General features: G+C 72.7%; 19 protein-coding genes. 10 read left to right on the forward strand and 9 right to left on the reverse strand.

Annotation, left to right across the window (positions count from 1 at the left end; all coding sequences use genetic code 11):
* Positions 1 to 79 precede the first annotated feature (79 nt).
* Together BLV24_RS14160 and BLV24_RS14165 are read right to left on the reverse strand one after the other, a co-directional pair.
* Positions 80 to 745: a flavin reductase family protein gene (locus BLV24_RS14160; RefSeq protein ID WP_092682826.1), complete on the reverse strand. Its 666-nt coding sequence runs from the start codon at positions 743 to 745 to the stop codon at positions 80 to 82.
* On the reverse strand, positions 742 to 1,479 hold the full coding sequence (locus BLV24_RS14165) for a GntR family transcriptional regulator (RefSeq protein WP_092682828.1): 738 nt from the start codon (positions 1,477 to 1,479) through the stop codon (positions 742 to 744). Before BLV24_RS14165 ends, BLV24_RS14160 begins: the two co-directional genes overlap by 4 nt.
* A gap of 208 nt (positions 1,480 to 1,687) precedes the next feature.
* Between BLV24_RS14165 and BLV24_RS21645 the strand changes: the two genes are divergently transcribed.
* The 3 genes from BLV24_RS21645 (at position 1,688) to BLV24_RS14175 (ending at position 3,781) form a co-directional block, all read left to right on the forward strand.
* The gene (locus tag BLV24_RS21645; protein WP_143040318.1) at positions 1,688 to 1,849 is read left to right on the forward strand and encodes a ribbon-helix-helix protein, CopG family; all 162 of its coding nucleotides are present in this window, start codon (positions 1,688 to 1,690) and stop codon (positions 1,847 to 1,849) included.
* Positions 1,846 to 2,784 (forward strand): DUF1989 domain-containing protein, encoded by a 939-nt coding sequence (locus BLV24_RS14170; protein WP_092682830.1) that lies wholly within the window; start codon positions 1,846 to 1,848, stop codon positions 2,782 to 2,784. The genes BLV24_RS21645 and BLV24_RS14170 overlap by 4 nt, the downstream gene beginning before the upstream one ends.
* Before the next feature lie 157 nt (positions 2,785 to 2,941).
* Complete coding sequence (locus tag BLV24_RS14175) at positions 2,942 to 3,781, forward strand: SDR family NAD(P)-dependent oxidoreductase (protein ID WP_218133415.1); 840 nt, start codon at positions 2,942 to 2,944, stop codon at positions 3,779 to 3,781.
* A gap of 100 nt (positions 3,782 to 3,881) precedes the next feature.
* Here the strand turns inward: BLV24_RS14175 and BLV24_RS14180 are convergent, their stop codons facing one another.
* The gene (locus BLV24_RS14180; RefSeq protein ID WP_092682832.1) at positions 3,882 to 4,475 is read right to left on the reverse strand and encodes a GNAT family N-acetyltransferase; all 594 of its coding nucleotides are present in this window, start codon (positions 4,473 to 4,475) and stop codon (positions 3,882 to 3,884) included.
* 116 nt (positions 4,476 to 4,591) lie between these two features.
* Positions 4,592 to 5,386, reverse strand: a complete 795-nt coding sequence (locus BLV24_RS14185; RefSeq protein ID WP_092682834.1) for an IclR family transcriptional regulator — start codon at positions 5,384 to 5,386, stop codon at positions 4,592 to 4,594.
* 219 nt (positions 5,387 to 5,605) lie between these two features.
* On the opposite strand from BLV24_RS14185, the gene BLV24_RS14190 reads away from it, so the two are divergent.
* The 6 genes from BLV24_RS14190 to BLV24_RS14215 all read left to right on the forward strand — a co-directional run bounded on the left by BLV24_RS14190 (position 5,606) and on the right by BLV24_RS14215 (position 13,137).
* The gene (locus BLV24_RS14190) at positions 5,606 to 6,799 is read left to right on the forward strand and encodes an acyl-CoA dehydrogenase family protein (protein ID WP_092682836.1); all 1,194 of its coding nucleotides are present in this window, start codon (positions 5,606 to 5,608) and stop codon (positions 6,797 to 6,799) included.
* The gene (locus BLV24_RS14195; RefSeq protein WP_092682839.1) at positions 6,796 to 8,370 is read left to right on the forward strand and encodes an AMP-binding protein; all 1,575 of its coding nucleotides are present in this window, start codon (positions 6,796 to 6,798) and stop codon (positions 8,368 to 8,370) included. The genes BLV24_RS14190 and BLV24_RS14195 overlap by 4 nt, the downstream gene beginning before the upstream one ends.
* A gap of 19 nt (positions 8,371 to 8,389) precedes the next feature.
* A complete protein-coding gene (locus tag BLV24_RS14200) occupies positions 8,390 to 9,454 on the forward strand; it encodes an acyl-CoA dehydrogenase family protein (protein WP_092682841.1) in 1,065 nt (354 codons plus the stop codon).
* A 10-nt stretch (positions 9,455 to 9,464) separates the two neighbouring features.
* Entirely contained in the window at positions 9,465 to 10,619 is a 1,155-nt protein-coding gene (locus BLV24_RS14205; RefSeq protein WP_092682843.1) for an acyl-CoA dehydrogenase family protein, read from the forward strand.
* 299 nt (positions 10,620 to 10,918) lie between these two features.
* Positions 10,919 to 12,310, forward strand: a complete 1,392-nt coding sequence (locus BLV24_RS14210) for a hypothetical protein (protein WP_092682845.1) — start codon at positions 10,919 to 10,921, stop codon at positions 12,308 to 12,310.
* Between the two features lie 8 nt (positions 12,311 to 12,318).
* Positions 12,319 to 13,137, forward strand: coding sequence for a COG3904 family protein (locus tag BLV24_RS14215; RefSeq protein WP_143040319.1), 819 nt, complete (start codon positions 12,319 to 12,321; stop codon positions 13,135 to 13,137).
* 63 nt (positions 13,138 to 13,200) lie between these two features.
* Here BLV24_RS14215 and BLV24_RS14220 read toward each other — a convergent pair whose 3' ends face one another.
* The 5 genes from BLV24_RS14220 to BLV24_RS14240 all read right to left on the reverse strand — a co-directional run bounded on the left by BLV24_RS14220 (position 13,201) and on the right by BLV24_RS14240 (position 16,961).
* Entirely contained in the window at positions 13,201 to 13,692 is a 492-nt protein-coding gene (locus tag BLV24_RS14220) for a YHS domain-containing (seleno)protein (protein WP_092682849.1), read from the reverse strand.
* A 44-nt stretch (positions 13,693 to 13,736) separates the two neighbouring features.
* Positions 13,737 to 14,615 carry a cysteine hydrolase family protein gene (locus BLV24_RS14225; RefSeq protein WP_092682851.1) on the reverse strand — a complete coding sequence of 293 codons (879 nt, stop codon included), beginning with the start codon at positions 14,613 to 14,615 and terminating at the stop codon, positions 13,737 to 13,739.
* Between the two features lie 175 nt (positions 14,616 to 14,790).
* Positions 14,791 to 15,087, reverse strand: coding sequence for a hypothetical protein (locus BLV24_RS14230; protein WP_092682853.1), 297 nt, complete (start codon positions 15,085 to 15,087; stop codon positions 14,791 to 14,793).
* A gap of 304 nt (positions 15,088 to 15,391) precedes the next feature.
* Positions 15,392 to 16,411 carry an AraC family transcriptional regulator gene (locus tag BLV24_RS14235; protein ID WP_092682855.1) on the reverse strand — a complete coding sequence of 340 codons (1,020 nt, stop codon included), beginning with the start codon at positions 16,409 to 16,411 and terminating at the stop codon, positions 15,392 to 15,394.
* A gap of 85 nt (positions 16,412 to 16,496) precedes the next feature.
* Positions 16,497 to 16,961, reverse strand: a complete 465-nt coding sequence (locus BLV24_RS14240) for a nuclear transport factor 2 family protein (protein WP_092682857.1) — start codon at positions 16,959 to 16,961, stop codon at positions 16,497 to 16,499.
* Positions 16,962 to 17,129: 168 nt separating this feature from the next.
* Here BLV24_RS14240 and BLV24_RS14245 point away from each other — a divergent pair, with 168 nt between their 5' ends.
* A complete protein-coding gene (locus BLV24_RS14245) occupies positions 17,130 to 17,726 on the forward strand; it encodes a TetR/AcrR family transcriptional regulator (RefSeq protein WP_092682859.1) in 597 nt (198 codons plus the stop codon).
* The last annotated feature ends 119 nt before the right edge of the window (positions 17,727 to 17,845 follow it).

Here is a 17,845-nt window from a genome sequence, read left to right on the forward strand (position 1 = left end):
TGGCGTCGTCCTGTCCTGTCGGGTGTCTGGAGGGGCGCGGCCATTCGGCCTGCGGGTTGGCCCGAAAGGGCGGGCGGGGTCATTTCCTGTGGGCGGTGCGGCGGCGGGCGGAGGCGGGGTCGGCCTCGAACGCCTCCGGGCTCGGCGTGGCGATGTCGTAGAGATCCCGCGTGGTGGCGTAGCCCTGCCCGCCCATGCGCCCGATGGCGTCGAGCGCGCGCTGATCCACATGCAGGCGCTCGTCCGCCAGCCCCTCGCGCAGGAACAGCCCCTGGACGAGGCCCAGGATGACCTCGCGCGACTTGCCCAGCTCCAGCGTCATGTGGCGGCGGCATTCGAAGGCGGCCGGCGCTTCGGCGATGCGGGGGGAGGCGACGTGATGGCCGGGGACCGCGGTCAGTCCGGCCCGGGCCAGTTCGTCCACGCCGGGCGCGAAGCCGACGGCGCAGATGTTCATCGCCTCGGCCATGGCGTCGTCGACGATGTTGACGGTGAATTCCTCGGTCCGCCGGATGTTGGCGGCGGTGTCCTTGAAGGACATGTCGGCGTGGTTCTCCACCCCCAGCGCCAGGATCGGCGGGTCCGCGGTCAGCGCGTTGAAGAAGGAGAAGGGGGCGGCGTTGATCCGCCCCTCCGCGTCCACCGTGGTGACCAGCGCGATGGGACGGGGGACCACCGTGCCGATGATCAGCTTGTAGCGGTCGCGGGGCGAGAGCGCGGCGAAATCGAAATGCGCGGCGGTCATGACTTGCCCCCCTTCGGGCGCAGCGGGCGAGCGGCGGCGGGCGCGCCGGCCTCCGCGGCGTAGCGGGAGAGGATGTCGGACAGGTCGGGCTCCCGCGCTTCGGGCGCGTCGAGCGCGCGGCCCTCGACCAGGTGCAGGTGGTGATCCATCAGCCCCGCGGCGCGTTCGGCGTCGGCGTCGCGCAGGGCGTCGAGCACGGCGCGATGCTCGCCCACCGAGCAGTCGGGCGAATGCGGGCGCCCGTGCAGCGCCAGGATCAGCGAGCAGCGCGCGACAAGCTGGGAGATCCACGTCTCCATCAACGCGTTGCCGGTCAGTTCGGCGAGCACGACATGGAATTCCCAGGCGAGCCGGACCGACGCCCGGTCATCGCCGGCCGCCAGCGCCTCCGCCTCGGCGCGCAGGTGGCCTTCGAGGCGGGCGCCATGGGCGGGGGTCCAGGTCTCGGCGAGGATGCGGATGGCCTCGCGCTCCAGCGCCCGGCGGACGCGGAACACGTCGCGGGCCTCGGCCAGCGTCGGGCGGGCGACGGTGGCGGTGCGCTTGCCGCCCATGTCCACCAGCCCGTCGGCCTGCAGGCGCTGCAGGGCCTGGCGGACGAGGGTGCGGGAGATGCCGAAGGGCAGCCCGATCTCGTCTTCCGGCAAGCGGGCGCCGGGCTTGAGGTCGCCCTCCAGGATGGCCTGGCGGAGCGCCCGGTAGGCGTGGGCGAAACGGGAGGGGGTCGGGGGCATGTCGAATCCGTTGATAAGCGCGACACGTATACTTGGAGGCGAGGAGATCGAGCGCAACGCCGAATGCGGCCCTGCGTCGAAAGGGATCAAGCGCGGTGAAACCCTGCCATTTCCAGCTTGCGCGCGCCTGTGGCGGCCATGCGGCGCTTTTCACGAATCCCGATCAGGTATACATGATCGGGAACCCGACCCATCCAGGATGCCCCCCATGCCCGATCCCACTCCCCGCAGCGTGACCCTGCGCCTGAACCAGCAGCAGCTCGAGCTTGTCGACCGCACGGTGGCGCGCCTTGGCCTGCCCGACCGCGCCGCCCTGGTGCGGCTGGCGCTGGAAGAGACCGACGCCGCGGCGGAGGGGGGCGCGAAATGACCCGCAAGCTGATCTCCGAGCGCATCCTCGAACCCGGCACCGGCAAGGGCATCGAACTGCTGCGCGGCCAGGTGCTGCGGATCGAGCAGGTCGAGGGCAACCAGTGCGTCGACTTCAACGCCTTCAACCTGCACGACTACAAGGAGTTCATGCATTGCGGGCGCACCCGCACCGTGCATGGCTTCCGCCCCACCGCCGGGCATTTCCTGTGGTCCGCGCCCCCGCGCGAGAACGCCATGCTCTATTTCCTGGCGGACACGGTGGGGCGCAACGACGTGCTGTTCCCGCGCTGTTCGGCGTTCCTTTACGAAAGCGCCTATGGCTTCCACGACCACACCAATTGCCACGACATCCAGGCCGAGGCGCAGCGCGAATACGGGCTGACCCCGGACGACGTGCATGACAGCTTCAATTTCTTCATGTGGACCGAGGTGCAGCCCGACGGGACCGTGGCCATCACCCGGCAGGACTCGAAGCCCGGCGACCATGTGGAGCTGCTGGCGCTGATGGACGTGCTTGCGGTGCCCAATGTCTGCGGCGCCGACGTGATGCGGACCTCGAATTTCGCGCTCAAGCCGGTGAAGCTGACGGTGTGGGAGGCGTCGGAGGCCGATCTCGCCGCCGTGCCCGACCTGCCCCGCCTGCGCTCCCAGCGCGGGCCGGACCAGTTCCGCAACCCGGTGATCAAGGCGACGCGGGAGCTGCGGGCCGATCCCGACTACCGCCCCGAATTCACCAATGTCCCGATCCGCGAGGCGCCGCTGGAGGTCGCGCTGACCGGGGCCCAGGCCGCGATGCTCGACCGCGCCGCGCGCCGTGACCTTTACGGCGAGGATGACGCGGCGGCCCTGCGCGACATCCTCTTCGCCTGGTGGGAGGCGCGATTCCTGACCGCCGCCAACGGCGCCCCTTCGATGGAGACGGACGCGGTCTGACCGCCTCGCCGGTCCGCGGCGCGGCCCGGCGCGGCGCAAGCGCATCATACGCTTGCCGCTGCGTCGCCGAAGCGCCGTTGCGGGCGGCGCGGGGGGCGGTAGGCTCTTTCCCGAAGCCGGGCGCGAAAAGCCTGGCGCGACGGGAGGAGACCGGAAGATGAGCGACGAGCCGAACATGGAGCATGGCGACGCCAGCCGTCTCGACGGACGGGTGGCGGTGGTGACGGGCGCGGGTTCGCAGACCGGGGGGATCGGCAACGGCCGCGCCGCGGCGATCCTGCTGGCGCGGCGGGGGGCGAAGGTCGCCCTGCTGGACCGGGAGGCCGCGCCCGCCGAACAGACCCGCGCGATGATCGAGGCCGAGGGCGGGACCGCCCGGGCCTTCGCCTGCGACGTGGCGGCGGACGCGGATTGCGCGGAAACGGTGGCGAAGATCGCCGCGCTCTGGGGGCCGCCCACGATCCTGGTCAACAATGTCGGCGTGCGCGGCCCGCTGGGCTATGCGGACGCGCTGGACCTGGACGAATGGGACCAGGCCATGAAGATCAACGTCACCTCGATGATGCTGATGGCGCGCCATTGCCTGCCGCACATGAAGGCGGCGGGGGGCGGATCGATCGTCAACATCTCCTCGGTGGCGGGGCTTCAGGGCGGGCATCCGCACCTGCTCTACCCCACGGCCAAGGGGGCGGTGGTGAACATGACCAGGGCCATGGCCGCGCATCACGGGGGCGACGGGGTGCGGGTGAACTGCGTGTGCCCCGGCATGGTGTTCACGCCGATGGTCTACGGCGCCGGGATGACGGAGGAGCGGCGGGAGGCGCGGCGCAAGCGCTCGATCCTGCAGGTGGAGGGCTCCGGCTGGGACGTGGGCGAGGCGGTGACGTTTCTCAGCTCCGACGCGGCGCGCTGGATCACCGGGCTGATCATGCCGGTGGACGCCGGGGCGACGGCCGGGCGGGCGCCGGACCTGGCGGGGGGCGCGCCGCCGTCCTGACGCGAAGGCGCCGCGTCGAGCCGCGCGCCGGTCGCGCCCTGGCGCCCGCGGCGCGCGGCTCCGGGGGCTCGGGCGGCGACGTGAGCCGGGGGCCGGGGGCTCAGAGATCCTCGCGCGGGGGCTCGCCGTGGCGGAGGTGATCCCGGCGGTCATCCTCATGGCGCGGCGGGGGCGCGACGCCCGGCAGCTCCCATTCCCAGGCGAGGCCCGCCTCCTCGTCCTCCACCTCCCGCGCCAGATCGAAGCCGAGCCGCGTCAGGATGCGGGTGGAGGGGCCGTCCTCGCGCAGGGTCCGGGCGGTCAGCGTGACCGAGGGATCGGCGGCATGGGCGATGGCGACCAGCGCCCCCGCGGCGAAGGCGGCGACGCCGCGGCCCTCGAACTCCGGATCGGTGAAGAAGGCGAGCTCGGCCCGTCCGGCCTCCGGCGGACCGGCGAAAGCGGCGCAGCCCATCGGCTCGACGCCCATGGCCGCGACATAGGCCGTCCACGGGCGCCGGAAACCCGCGTCGGCGTGAAGGGCGACGGCGCGGGCCAGGTTCTCGGCGACCGCCGGGGGCGCCGGGTCGAGCGGATCGTCCGGGCGCCCCGCAGCATCGCAGGCGACAAGGCGGAGGTCCGGGGCGAGGTCATGCGGCGCGCGGCGGGCGTCCGACGGAACATGTCCGGCGGGCGAGGGGTCGGAGGGAGGCATGGTCGGTCAGGTCTCCGGCGCTGGCGGCCCCGGTTCGCAGGCGGGACGCAGGGCGAAATCAGACGCGGCGGAGGCCCCGGGGTCAATCTCCGCGGCCTGGAGCGGGCGGGGCGCGTTCAGAAAAGATCTTCGAGCCGGGCGCAGAGGGACAGCAGATCCTCGCGCAGCCCGGCCAGCGTCGCCGCGTCGTGCTGGGAGTGGAACAGGGTCGCCACCACCATCAGCGGCGCCTCGCCGCCCGCGCCTCCATCCGATCCGCGCACCGGCGCGGCGTAGGACAGGACCCCGCGGTTGAAGCAGCCGTCATCCGCGGCCCAGCCCCGGATGCGGGCGGCCTCGACATCCTGCCAGTAGGCGTCGAAATCCGGGGCGGAGGCCCAGCGCAGGGCCGCGAACTCCGCCTGCGCCGCCGCCCGGTCCAGACCCGAGACCGCGGCGTACATCCGCCCGAAGGCGCCGATATAGCGCGGCAGACGCTGGCCGGGGCGCATCTGGATCTGAAGGTCGGCGGCGCCCTGCGCGATCTCGGCCAGCAGCACCCGGTCGGGCCCGTGCGGGCGCAGCAGCGTCGCCGTCAGCGCGTAGCGATCCGCCAGCCCCTGCAGCAGCGGCCGCGCGACCGAGAGCCGCCCGGCCCCGGTCAGCGCGCTCTGCGCCAGGCGCACGGCGTCGAGCCCCAGCGCGTAGGTCTTGCGGGTCGGATCGTAGGAAAGCGCCCCCTCCGCCACCAGCGTCAGCAGGATCGCCCGACAGGTGGAGATGTTGATGGCGAGGCCGCGGGCGATCTCGGACAGGGTCTCGGCCCGTCCGTCCGCGCCCAGCCGGCGCAGGATGCGCAGGGCGTTGACCACCGGGCGCACCATCGGCGCGGCGGCGGGGGCCCGCCCGTCGGTCTCGGTCTCATCGCGCATGGGCCGTCCTTTCCGCCTGCTTCGCGCTTCCTGATAGCAGGGCCTGAACTTTTCTCAATACAGAAATACTTTCTGATATGGAAAATTTCCTTGCTCCGCCCCGCCCCCAGGCTCTATCTCTGCCCACAACGATCCGCGCCGCACGCGCGTGGGCGACGGCGGCCGGACCTGCTCCGGACCCGGCTCAAGGGGCCCGCCGAAACGGGAAGGAGACGCCGCATGGGCTGGACGCTTTGGGACTGGCCGTTCCTCGACGAAACCCACCATTCGAAAGCCCGCGAGGTGGCGGGCTTCGCCGCCGGAATCGCGCCCCATGGCGCCGGCCCGCTGGCCGATGAGGCGCGCGGCCATGTGCGCGCGCTGGGCGAGGCCGGGCTGCTCGACATCGCCGTGCCCGAGCCCGGCGCCGGGGGATACGCCTTCGACGTCCGCGCGCTCTGCGCGGCGCGGGAGGGGCTGGCCTACGCCTCGGTCCTCGCCGACACCATGTTCGCCATGCAGGGCCTGGGAACCGGGCCGATCGCGCTGTTCGGCTCCGACGCCCTGCGCGACCGCTATCTCGGACCGGCCCGGCGCGGGGAGAAGGTGGCGGGGCTCGCGATCTCCGAGCCCGAGGCCGGCTCCGACGTCGCCGCCATGGCGACCGAGGCGCGCGACGACGGCGACGCCTATGTGCTGACCGGCGAGAAGACCTGGATCTCCAACGCCGGCATCGCGGATCACTACGTGGTGCTCGCCCGCACCGGGGAGGCGCCGGGCGCCCGCGGCCTGACCGCCATGGTGGTGGACGCCGACACGCCCGGCCTGAAAGCCGAGCCCTTCGACCTGATCGTCCCCCATCCCATCGGCCGGCTGATCTTCGACGGGGCGCGCGTGCCCAAGACCTCGGTCATCGGGCGGCCGGGCGAGGGCTTCAAGCTCGCCATGGCCACCTTCGACCATTTCCGCCCCACGGTGGGCGCCGCCGCAATCGGCGTGGCCCGCCGGGCGATGGACGAGACGCTGGCCCGCGTCGCCTCGCGCCGGATGTTCGGCAGGACCATGGCCGAGAGCGAGTCCGTGCAGACCAAGCTGGCCGATTGCCAGGTGGATATCGAGACCTCGGCGCTGGCCGTCTACCGCGCCGCCTGGACCAAGGACGTGAAGGGCGGGCGCGCGACGCGCGAGGCCTCCATCGCCAAGCTGGTCGCCACCGAGGCCGCCCAGCGGGTGGTGGACGCGGCCGTGCAGCTTCACGGCGGCATGGGGGTGATCGAGGGCGGGATCATCGGCCAGCTCTACCGCGAGGTGCGGCCGATGCGGATCTACGAAGGCGCGTCCGAGGTGCAGAAGCTGGTGATCGCCCGCGACGTGCTGGCCGAGGCCGCCGCGACCGCGCAGACCGACGGCAAGGCGGGGGGCTCGGCGGCATGAGCGGCCCGGCCCTCACCCTCGGCGGGCTGAACGACGCCGCGCCGGCGCATCGGGTGGCGCTGGCCTTTCCGGAAGGCTCGGCGAGTTTCGGGGATCTCGTCGCCCGGTCCTCCCGTCTCGCCCGGCTGCTGGCGGCGCGGGGCGTGGCGCGGGGGGACCGGGTGGGGCTGTGGATGCCCAACCGGCCCGAATGGATGGTCGCGGCGCTGGCCTGCTGGCGGCTGGGCGCCGGGGTCTTCGCGCTGAACCCGCGGTTGCGGGCCGGCGACATGGGCAAGCTGATCGCGCAATCCGGCATCCGCGCCCTGATCGTCGAGGGCGAGACCGGCGAGGCGCCCTGGGCCGAGATCCTGCGCGAGATCCCCGAGGAGCGCCGCGCGAGCCTCGCCCTTCTGGTCTCCGCCGACGCGGCGCCCGAGATCCTGCCCGGCCTGCCCCAGGTCGCGATGACGGAGGCCGACGCGCTCTCCGCCGCCCCGCTCGACGACGCCCGGCCCGGCGACGTGGCCATGGTCTTCGCCACGTCGGGCACGACCTCCGGCCCCAAGCTGGTGCTGCATTCCCACGAACGGCTCGCCGCCCAGGCCCGCGACATCGCCGCACGCCTGCTGCCCGATCCGGCCGGCGCGCGGCCCCTGCTGTCGATCCCCTTCGCCGGCGCCTTCGGCTTCACCATCGCGCTGATGTCGCTCGCCTCCGCCGCCACCCTGCTGGTGGAGCGCCGCTTCGTCCCGGCCGAGAGCGTGGCGCGGATCCGGGCGAGCGGGGTCACCCATCTCTACGGCACCGACGACATGGCCGACAAATGGCTGGAGGCGGCGGAGGAGACGCCGGCCTTCCCGGGCGTGTCCTATATGGGCTTCGCCGCCTACACGCCCAATCTCGGCGACATCGCCGAACGGGCCGAGGCGCGCGGGCTGCGCATGATCGGCATGTACGGCATGTCGGAACTGCTGGCCTTCTTCTCCGCCCAGCCCGCCGACGCGCCGGCGGCGGAGCGTGGGAACGGCGGCGGCCACGCGCTTTGCCCCACCGCGCGGATGCGGGTCTGCCACCCGGACGATGACCGCGAACTGCCGTTGGGCGAGGCGGGGGAACTGCAGGTGCTGAGCCCCAACCGCTTCCTCGAATATCTCGACAATCCGGAGGCCAATGCCGGCGCCTTCGCCGATGGCGGCTGGTTCCGCACCGGCGATCTGGCGCGCATGACGCCGGACGGGCGCATGGTGTTCCTCAGCCGGATCAAGGACGTGCTCAGGCTCGGCGGCTGGCTGACCGACCCCGCCGAGATCGAGGCCGTGGTCCGCGCCCAGCCCGGCGTCGCCTCGGCGCAGGTGGTGGCGATCCCCATGGACCGCTCCGTCCGCCCCGTCGCCTGCGTGATCGCGCGCGCCGGAGAAACCCCGGACGAGGCCGCGATCATCGCCGCCTGCCAGGCCGAGCTGGCGATATGGAAAGCCCCCGTGCGGGTGCTGACCTTCGACGACTTCCCCGTCACCGACAGCCCCAACGGGGCCAAGGTGCAACGCAACGTGCTGCGCGACCGGGCCGCCGCCCGGCTCGGCGCCTGAACCCCGTGAGAAACGACTGATGTCAGACAAGATGCTGCTCGACGCCGCCGGCCGCCTGTTCGAGGCGGAACATGGGCCCGACGCCTGGGTCGGCCCCGGCTCCGGCTCGATGGAGAAGGGCGCCCCGATCTGGGCGAAGATCGAGGAGATGGGCCTCACGCTCGGCCTCGCGCCCGAGGAGGCCGGCGGCTTCGGCGCCGATCCGCTGGAGGTGCTGGACACCATCCGTCTCGCCGGCCGCTTCGCGCTGCCCTGCCCGCTGGCCGAGACCATGGGCGCCGTCGCGCTCATCTCCCGCGCCGGCCTCGACCTGCCCGAGGGGCCCGCCGCTTTCGCCGCCCCCGCCGCCGGCTCGGTCGCGCTGACCCGCGAGGGCGACGGGTTCCGCCTGAAGGGCGAGCTGCCCCGCGTCCCCTTCGCCCGCGGCGCCTCCGTGGTGGCGGTGGTGACGGCGCTGGACGGCGCCCCGCATATCGCGCTGGTCGCGCCGTCCTCCTGCACGATCACGCAGGGCGAGAACGTGGCCGGAGAGCCGCGGGACCGGCTGACGGTGGACGCGGCGCTGCCGTCCTCCGCCGTCGCGCCCTCGCCGCTGGATGCGGGCCGGGCCTTCGCGCTGGGCGCCGCGCTGCGCGCCATCGCGCTGGCCGGGGCGCTGGAGCGGACCACCGAGATGACCGTGCAATACGCCAATGACCGCGTGCAGTTCGGCCGGCCCATCGGCAAGTTCCAGGCGATCCAGCAGAACCTGTCGGTCGCCGCCGGCCAGACCGCCGCGGCCAACGCCGCCGCCGGCATGGCCGCGGAGGCCGCCGCCGCGCTGCTCGACGGGGGGTCCGACCTCGCCCCCATCGCCGCCGCCAAGATCCGCACCGGCGAGGCGGCGGGCATCGTCGCCACCATCGCCCAGCAGACCCACGGCGCCATCGGCTTCACCATGGAGCACCCGCTGCGCCTGTTCACCAAGCGCCTGTGGTCCTGGCGCGAGGAATTCGGCAACGAGGCCACCTGGTCGCGTGAGCTGGGCCGCACCGCGCTTTCCGCCGGACAGGGCGGCTTCTGGCCGCTGATCTCGAGCTATTGAGGGAAACGACATGACCGCCATTTTTGACTTCCCCGCCCCGCCCGAGGCCCCCAATTCCGACGCCCTGCGCGCCGAGGTCCGGGCCTTTCTCGCCGAGGAGCTGGCCGATTTCCCGCCGCGCGAACGGGCGCTGAGCTGGACCGGCTTCTCCGCCGACTTCTCCCGCAAGCTGGGGGAGCGCGGCTGGATCGCGATGACCTGGCCGAAGGAATACGGCGGCCACGAACGCTCCGCGCTCGACCGCTACGTGGTGATGGAGGAGCTGCTGGCCGCCGGCGCGCCCGTGGCCGCGCACTGGATCTCGGACCGCCAGTCGGGCCCGCTGATCCTGCGCGTCGGCACGCAGGAGCAGAAGGACCTGGTGCTGCCGAAGATCGCGGCGGGCGAGTGCTTCTTCTGCATCGGCATGTCGGAGCCGGACTCGGGCTCCGACCTCGCGGCGACGCGCACCCGCGCCACGCCGGTCGAGGGCGGCTTCCGGGTCAACGGCACCAAGGTCTGGACCACCTGGGCGCATAAATCCCATTACATGATCCTGTTTTGCCGCACCGATGGCGGGCCCGAGGATCGCCACAAGGGCGTCTCCCAGCTGCTGGTCGACCTGACCACGCCCGGCATCACCATCCGCCCGATCAAGGATCTGACCGGGGGCGAGCACTTCAACGAAGTGGTGTTCGACGACGTGTTCCTGCCAGAAAGCGCGGTGATCGGCACCCGCGGCGACGGCTGGAACCAGGTGACCTCGGAACTGGCCTTCGAGCGCTCGGGCCCGGAGCGGTTCCTGTCCTCCATGGCCCTGCTGCAGGAACTGATCGGCCGCCTGTCGCAACAGCCCGGCAACGAGCGGGCGGAGGTGGTGATCGGCCGCCTGTCCGCGCATCTGATGGTGCTGCGGCGGCTGTCGCGCTCGGTCTCGGGGATGCTGGAGCGGGGGGAGAACCCGGCGCTGCAGGCCTCGATGGTCAAGGATCTGGGCGCGGATTTCGAGCAGTCGATCCCCGACATCGCCCGGTCCCTGATCGAATGCGAGCCCGACCAGACGGCGCGGGAGGAATACGCGGCCACCTTCGCCGAGGTGCTGCTGTCGGTCCCCTCCTATTCCCTGCGCGGCGGCACGCGGGAGATCCTGCGCGGCATCATCGCCCGCGGCCTCGGCCTGCGCTGAGCGAAGGGGGGGCGACCCCGCCCCCCCCTGTCCGCCGCCGGCCACAGGCTTCGGTCCCGCCACGTGGCCCGCCGATGACCGCCCCCCTCTGGGAGCGCGCCCCCTTCTTCCGCGGGTCCTGGTCCGGCAGGCTTCCGCATCGCCCCGCCGGTCACACAGCCGTGACGGGTCGTCACCCCGCCCCGGCTGCGCCTTGCGCGCCGCGGCGCCCTCGCGCCCTGTCTTCGCCGCAATCGCCTGAACAGCCTTCGGCTGCCACAGGGGCCCGCCGCCCGGCGCGCCGGATAAAGGAGCGACGATTGACCGAACGCGACATTTCCAGGGAAGAGGCGCGCGGCCTGCGCTCCGCCAAGGAGCTTGAGGGGCATCTCGGCTGGCTCGACAGCTTCACCCCCGCCGCCCTCGGCGTGCTGGCGGTGGCCTCGGGGATCTACACCTATCTGGGCGTGTCCTCGTTGCTGGACGGCGACGGGGCGCTGACCTTTCTCGCCGCCGTGGCCTATTCGCTGGCGGTCTCGGTCGGGATCTTCGTGTTCTGGAGCTACCTGCTCCGCCTCTTGCCCGCCATGCGCACCGCGGGCGGGTTCCTCGGGCTGGGGCTGGCGACCGTGGTCGGCTCGCTGGCCATCGTGGCCATGTCGAGCTGGCTGAACGCGGCGGCGCTGGCCGGGGGCGCGGCGGTCGAACAGCATCTGGCGCGCACCGTGCAGGACTACCAGGCGAGCCTGGAGCGCGCGCATTTCATCGCCGTCTCCGCCCAGGGGCTGGAGCGCGACGTGGCCCGCGCCCGCACCAGTTTCGAGGACCTGTCGGAACAGGAGCTGAGCGGCAACCTGTCGGGCGCCGCGGGTCGGGGCGCGGTGTTCCGTCTGCTCAACCAGAAAGCCGACGAGCTGCGCGGGCTGGAGACCCAGATCGCCGGCCAGAACGCCCCGATCCAGGCGGCGTTCGAGGAAGGCAACGCCATCCTCAGCCGGATGCGGGCGCTGATCGTCGAGCAGGGCTCGGTCGAGGGGCGGTCCGTCACCTTCTCCGAGGAATCTGTGCGGCTGGCCGGGGTCATCACCACGCTGCGCCAGTTGCAGGTCGCGCAGCTCGTGGCGCGGGCGGCGGAGGACCTGCGCGCCTCCGTGGTGCTGCCGGAGCTGGACGGGCGGTCCGCGGGCGTGCGCGAGGATCAGGCCGCGACCATGGGTTCGGTGCTCGACGCGCTGGACCGGCGCGCCGCGACCCTGCGCGACGCGGCCGAGGAAGTGCTCGCCATGCCGCCGCCGCAGGAGACGACCTACACCCCGATCTCCGCCGCCGACGCGGTGATCCGCTATGCGGGGGCCTTCGCGCCGTCCTGGGCGGGGGCCATCGCCATCGACCTGCTGCCCGGCGTGCTGGTCTTCATCCTCGCCGTGACCCAGGCCGCGATCCGGCGCGGGAAGGAGGGCGTCGGCATCGAAGAGACGCTGACGCTGGCGGAACTGCGCGCCGCCATGCGGGGCCTGCGGGATATCGAGGGCGCGCTGGGCTCGGCCGACGACGCGATGCTGTCGCGGGTGATCGGCCAGGGACGCGAGCGCCCGGCGCAGGCGGATGGCGGCGCCGCGGCGCCGGACGCGCCCGGCCCCCGTCCCGCCTGGCCGCGGGATGCGGACGCCCCGAAACCCGGCCCAGGCCCGCGGGAGGCCGACCGCGGATGACGGGGCGGATGACGGCGCCCGACCCCGAACCGGCGCCCCTGCCAAGACCCCTGCCCCTGCCCTCCGCCCGCGCCGTGCTGCGGGCCTGCCTGCTGGCGCAGGTGCTGGTGGCGGGCGCGGTGGCGCTGGATACCGGCTGGGGCGCGCTCGACCGCATCGGGCGCAACGGGATCCGGACCGAAACCCAGTCCCCGATCTCGCCCGGCGATCAGCGGCGACCGTTCTCCCCCTCCGCCGTGCCGTCGCGGCTGGGGCCGGAGCAGCCCTCCGAAGGCCCGGTGCGCCTGCCCGATCCGCTGCCCGACCGGCTGGAATTCTCGATCCGCCCGACGGAGGCCTTCGGCGACGTGCTGCTGCTGGCCGGCGCCATCGACCCGGGCGCCGCTCCGCGCCTGCGCGGCTATCTCGCGGATCTGGACGCCCCGCCCGACATGGTGGCGCTGCATTCGCCCGGCGGCTCGGTGCGCGACGCGCTGGATATCGGGCGGATGCTGCGCGACGACGGGCTGAACACGCTCGCCCTGCCCGATGCGGCCTGCCTGTCCGCATGTCCCTATATCTTCGCCGGCGGGGTGGAGCGCACCGCCTCGCGCACCGCCTGGATCGGGCTGCATCAGCACGCCTATGACGACGGCTCGATCCTGCCCGCCTTCCTTGCGGTCGAGCAGATCCAGGCCGGCCAGGGCGAGACGCTGCGTTACCTGTCGGACATGGGCGTGAACCCGCTGGCGCTGGCTCACGGGCTGGAGACGCCGCCCGACGACATCTACCTGCTAGTGGAGGAGGAGCTGCTCCGCTATCGCCTCGCCACCGCGATGATCGACTGAGCGGGTCGCCCCGGGCCGCCAGTCGCGGCCCGGGAGCGGGGGTTGAAGGTCGGAGGTCCGGGATCAGAGATCGCCGACCGGCGTCGCCTCGATGCCCGGCCAGGCGGCGTAGGCGCCGGCGATGACCTCCGCCGGCATCTCCAGATAGGCCGCGTAGATCTGGGCGTTGACGAAAAGGTAGAGCTTGCCGTCGCGGATATCGGCGTAGCGCACGTCGCCGTCCAGCTTCTTGCCCTTGAAGACCCCGAAGGCGCAGAAACCGCCGAACTGGGGGAGGAACGCCGCCGGCTCGGCCTGGAACAGGGACGCGGCCTCGGCGGTGGCGAAGTAGTAGTCCACCCCCGCATGGTTGACAGTGTGCTCCGCGCGCCCGGGCCGCGGGGCCTCGCTTTCGAACATCGACACCGGGTCGACGCCATGCAGGCCCAGCGGCGCGCCGGTCAGGGTCAGGCCGTTGGAGACGTTGACCTCATCCGCCGCGAAGGCCGCGGGGGCGAGCGCGATGGACGCCGCGGCCAGCGCGACGGCGAGGGTGGGGAGCGTGAAGATCTTCATGAGAATTCTCCTTTCAGGGGGATCAGAGGGGGGGAGGGAGCGGGTCAGGCCGAGCGGGCGATGCGCTCGACCGCGTCGTCGGTCCACCACACGCCGTTGGCGACCATGCGGAAGTTGATGATGGCGGCCAGATAGCCGTCGCCCTCGGGCACCTTCGCCCCAGCGGTGGCGTCGCGGACCACGGCGACCTCGAAGCCCAGTTCCAGCAATTCGTAGAGATGCGCCTGGGTGCACAGATTGGCCGACATGCCGGCGAGGATGACCTTGTCGATCCCCCGCTTGCGCAGCTGCAGGTTCAGGTCGTTCTGGGCAGGGCTGTAGACCTTGTGCGGCGAGCAGATGACGGTCTCGCCGTCCTCGATGTATTTCTTGTACTGCGGCATCCAGTCGGCGCCCGAATTGTCGAATCCGGTCAGGTCCAGGGGCCCGGGGCGGTCGAACATGCCGATGGCGTGCATGGTGGCTTCCAGCGTGCCTTCGAAGTTCCACTTGTGATCGTGGGGGTAGTAGTAGTGCGGCGAGATGAAGACCGGCATGCCCGCGGCCTTCGCCGCGGCGAACAGGCGCTCGATATTGTCGACCGTGCCCTGCTCGGTCACGCTTTCGCCGACCACGCCCCAGGTCACGCCGTCCTCGGACAGGAAGTCGATCTGCGGATCGGTGACCACCAGCGCGGTGCGGCCCCTGGCGATCTCCATGTCGATCTGCGGCAGGCCCGGGGTCTCGGGATCGGCGTAGAGCGCGCGGGCCTCCGGCGTGGCGGCGGAGGCGACGCCCCCGGCGGCCATCGCGGCCCCCGCGGCGGCCGCCCCGGCGGCGCCGGCCAGCACGCGGCGGCGCGCCAGGTCGACGGTCTCGGCGGTGGTTCCGCAGCCGCAGGCGTGGGGATGGGAGGGGCGGGTGTGGTCGTGGTCGGTAGCCATGGTTCCGTTCCTTTCACGGGGTGGGGTCGGGTTGCGGGCCGCGGAGACCGGGCCGATCGGCCACGCCTCTCCCGTCCGCTGGCCGAAAGGCGTCCGCGGCGCGGAGGGCTCGGATCCGCGAGCCTTGGGGACGACGCCGCCGGGATGGCCGCGCCGGAGGGGAGGAGGGGCCGCCTCAGCCTCCCGGATCGGACCGGAGCGCCAGGGCGCAGACCGGGGCCGGAGGCGGCGGCCCGGACGCCGGGCCCGGAGGCGGGCCCGAGGCGACGAAGACCAGGCCGGATGCGGCCTCGGCCGAAGCGAACCGGGGGGGCGGGGCGACGGGCGGCGCCGCTTCGCCGGGGCCCGCGGCGACGACCGCCGCGGCGCGCGCCTCGTGGATCCCGCCGGGCATCGTGACCGGGAAGGTCAGCGCCCCGGTGGCCAGCGCGGCGCTGACCGTCAGGGTCAGCATGTGGGCCATGTCGTTCATCACGGGTCTCCGTGTCGGCGCGCCGACGCGGCGCAGGCGCGGCGGGCGGGGGGCCGGCGCCGGGCTCCGGCGCCCCGTGGCGGGACCCGGCCGGGCCGAACCGCGCGGGCTCGCCGCGCGGCGAGGACTGAGAGGATGACGTCCCATGCCGGGTCCTTTCATCTCGGGGAGCGTTCCCGGCGCCGTGGCCGGGGGTGGCTCCGTTCTTCGATGAAACAGGGATAGACCGGCGAGGCGGGGGCGGTATCGGCCGGGCCTGCCGCGGTTTTGGCAGTTTCCGCCAAACCGCCCCCCCCGGAGGCCGTCAGAGCCGCGCGCAGCCGCGCCGATACTGCGCCGGCGTGCGCCCGACCCGGCGCTTGAACGCGCGGGCGAAGGCGCTCTGCTCGGAGAACCCGGTCAGGAAGGCGACCTCGGAGATGGAGCAGTCGCCCGCGCCCAGCAGCTCCCGCGCCAGCCGGGTCTGCGCGTCCTGGAGCACGTCGCGATAGGTCGTCCCGGCCTCGGCCAGCCGGCGGTAGAGCGTGCGCTCGCTCATCCCCATGTCCCGCGCGACGGCGGCGGCCGAGGGCGCGCCGTTGCTCAGCCCCGGGGTCAGGCGGCGCAGCAGCTCGGCTTTCAACGGCGGCTCCTCCGCGCCCATCTCCGCGATCTCCGCCTCCAGCCGGGCGGAGAAGAAGCCCGACACGCCCGCATCCCCCAGCCGGTTGGGCAGGTCCAGCGCAGCGCGGGACAGCACGATGGCGTCGCGCTCCGCCCCGAACCGCACCGGGCAGCCCAGGGCGCGCGCGTAGCGCTCCCCATCCCCCCGCCCCGGATGGCGGAACCAGACGCATTCCGGCCCCAGCCCGTCCCCGGCCAGCCGGCGCAGGTTGCGCACAAAGCCCGCCAGCGCGCATTCGTTGCGGAAGTCCAGCGCGGGATGCGGGTCGGTGCGGGCCTCGATGGCGAAGAAGGCGGCCTCCTCGCCCTCCTCCAGCCGATAGACGGCGTTGTCCGTCACCAGCCGGAAATAGCGCTCCACCATGCGCAGCGAGTCCCGCAGGGTCGGCGCGGTGTGCATCGCGAGACCGAGCGTGCCGAGCGCGTCGGACCGGACGGTCTCGGCATAGGCGAAGACCAGGGCGGCGGGGTCAGGGTGGCTGGCGCGAAACCGCTCGATCTCCTCGAAATAGTCTCGGTCGGAGAGCCGGTCCTCGGCGCCTGCGTCGGCCGCGCAGACGGCCGCGACCGGCGTCCCCGGCGGCGGCGTCCCCGCTTCGGCCGCGAGTGTCCCCGCCGCGTCCCGCAGGGCGCGGGCGAAGGTTGCTGTGATGCTCGGCATGTCGGGCCCCTTTCGTGAAGGCGTCCCGCTCATCCCAGATCGCACCGGCCCGGCGGGAACGGGAACCGCCGGGCCGGCCATGGGCCTAAAGCCCCAGATCCGACAGGCCCGGATGCCCCTCCGGCCGCACGCCCAGCGGCCAGCGGAACAGGCGGTCCTGCTCGGAGATCGCGAGGTCATTGATCGAGGCGATGCGCCGGGCCATCCGGCCATCCGCGGCGAATTCCCAGTTCTCGTTGCCATAGGCGCGGAACCAGGCGCCGGCGTCGTCGCGGAACTCGTAGGCGAAGCGCACCGCGATGCGCGCGTCGCGGAAGGCCCAGAGCTCCTTGATCAGGCGGTAGTCGTGCTCGCGCGCCCATTTGCGGGTGAGAAAGGCCTCGATGGCCTCTCGCCCCGCGAAGCGTTCGGCCCGGTTCCGCCACTGGCTGTCGGGCGTGTAGGCGAGCGCGACCCTGGCGGGATCGCGGCCGTTCCAAGCGCCCTCGGCCATGCGGACCTTGGCGGCGGCGGTCTCGGCGTCGAAGGGGGGAAGGGGGGGACGGGACATGGGGGCTCCTTGAGCACGGCTTCGGGCGCTATATATACAGACTAGTCTGTCTATTTTTCAAGCGAGTCGGTCCCGCCCGAGGTTGTGATCACCCCGGTTTCACGGCCGGTTGCGACCGGCGCGGGCGAAGATTAGACAGAACTGTCTGACAACCCTTGGAGATCCCGCTTGGCGTCCCGTCGCGACCATTTGATCGAAACCGCCCTCCGGATGTTCTACGCCGGCGGCTTCAACGCCACCGGCATCGACCGGATCCTCGCCGAAGCCGGCGTGGCGAAGATGACGCTCTACAAGCATTTCCGATCGAAGGACGAGCTGATCCTCGCCGCCCTGCATCGCCGGGACGAGCAGTTCCGCAACTGGCTGATGGGAGAGATGGAGCGGGCCTCGCCCGACCCGGCGGCGCGGTTGCTGGCTATGTTCGACGCGCTCGCGATCTGGTTCCGGGGCGAGGCGTTCAAGGGCATGGGCTTCTCGGGCTGCGCCTTCATCAACGCCGCGAGCGAGTTCGCCGCCCCCGACCATCCGGCGCATCGGGCGGCGGCCGAACACAAGCTGCGCATCGTGGACTACCTGGAGCGGCTCGCCACGGAGGCCGGCGCCGCCGATCCGCGGGCGCTGGCCGAGGCGCTGGCGCTGCTCAAGGAAGGCGCCATCGCCACCGCGCAGGTGCGCGGCATGCCCGAGGCCGCCACCGCCGCCAGACGCATCGCCGAGGGCCTGATCGCCGCCTCCAACCGCCCGCCGCCCCCCGCCGCGGGCTGACCACTGCCGCAGCGCGTCCCACCTCTAGAGCGTCAGCCCATCTGATTGAATCGAAGGGGATTCCCCTCGGGGTCTCGGTCTGATTCAAGATATCCGCCGGGGAAGGAGGCCGGCGTACA

Origin of the sequence: Albimonas donghaensis, from assembly GCF_900106695.1 — a bacterium.
Taxonomy (GTDB): Bacteria; Pseudomonadota; Alphaproteobacteria; order Rhodobacterales; family Rhodobacteraceae; genus Albimonas; species Albimonas donghaensis.

Bases quoted from the DNA above. Each gene is read 5' to 3' on its own strand.
- BLV24_RS14160 (WP_092682826.1), bottom strand. From the start codon at position 745: ATGACCGCCGCGCATTTCGATTTCGCCGCGCTCTCGCCCCGCGACCGC.
- BLV24_RS14165 (WP_092682828.1), bottom strand. From the start codon at position 1,479: ATGCCCCCGACCCCCTCCCGTTTCGCCCACGCCTACCGGGCGCTCCGC.
- BLV24_RS21645 (WP_143040318.1), top strand. From the start codon at position 1,688: ATGCCCGATCCCACTCCCCGCAGCGTGACCCTGCGCCTGAACCAGCAG.
- BLV24_RS14170 (WP_092682830.1), top strand. From the start codon at position 1,846: ATGACCCGCAAGCTGATCTCCGAGCGCATCCTCGAACCCGGCACCGGC.
- BLV24_RS14175 (WP_218133415.1), top strand. From the start codon at position 2,942: ATGAGCGACGAGCCGAACATGGAGCATGGCGACGCCAGCCGTCTCGAC.
- BLV24_RS14180 (WP_092682832.1), bottom strand. From the start codon at position 4,475: ATGCCTCCCTCCGACCCCTCGCCCGCCGGACATGTTCCGTCGGACGCC.
- BLV24_RS14185 (WP_092682834.1), bottom strand. From the start codon at position 5,386: ATGCGCGATGAGACCGAGACCGACGGGCGGGCCCCCGCCGCCGCGCCG.
- BLV24_RS14190 (WP_092682836.1), top strand. From the start codon at position 5,606: ATGGGCTGGACGCTTTGGGACTGGCCGTTCCTCGACGAAACCCACCAT.
- BLV24_RS14195 (WP_092682839.1), top strand. From the start codon at position 6,796: ATGAGCGGCCCGGCCCTCACCCTCGGCGGGCTGAACGACGCCGCGCCG.
- BLV24_RS14200 (WP_092682841.1), top strand. From the start codon at position 8,390: ATGTCAGACAAGATGCTGCTCGACGCCGCCGGCCGCCTGTTCGAGGCG.
- BLV24_RS14205 (WP_092682843.1), top strand. From the start codon at position 9,465: ATGACCGCCATTTTTGACTTCCCCGCCCCGCCCGAGGCCCCCAATTCC.
- BLV24_RS14215 (WP_143040319.1), top strand. From the start codon at position 12,319: ATGACGGCGCCCGACCCCGAACCGGCGCCCCTGCCAAGACCCCTGCCC.
- BLV24_RS14220 (WP_092682849.1), bottom strand. From the start codon at position 13,692: ATGAAGATCTTCACGCTCCCCACCCTCGCCGTCGCGCTGGCCGCGGCG.
- BLV24_RS14225 (WP_092682851.1), bottom strand. From the start codon at position 14,615: ATGGCTACCGACCACGACCACACCCGCCCCTCCCATCCCCACGCCTGC.
- BLV24_RS14230 (WP_092682853.1), bottom strand. From the start codon at position 15,087: ATGAACGACATGGCCCACATGCTGACCCTGACGGTCAGCGCCGCGCTG.
- BLV24_RS14235 (WP_092682855.1), bottom strand. From the start codon at position 16,411: ATGCCGAGCATCACAGCAACCTTCGCCCGCGCCCTGCGGGACGCGGCG.
- BLV24_RS14240 (WP_092682857.1), bottom strand. From the start codon at position 16,961: ATGTCCCGTCCCCCCCTTCCCCCCTTCGACGCCGAGACCGCCGCCGCC.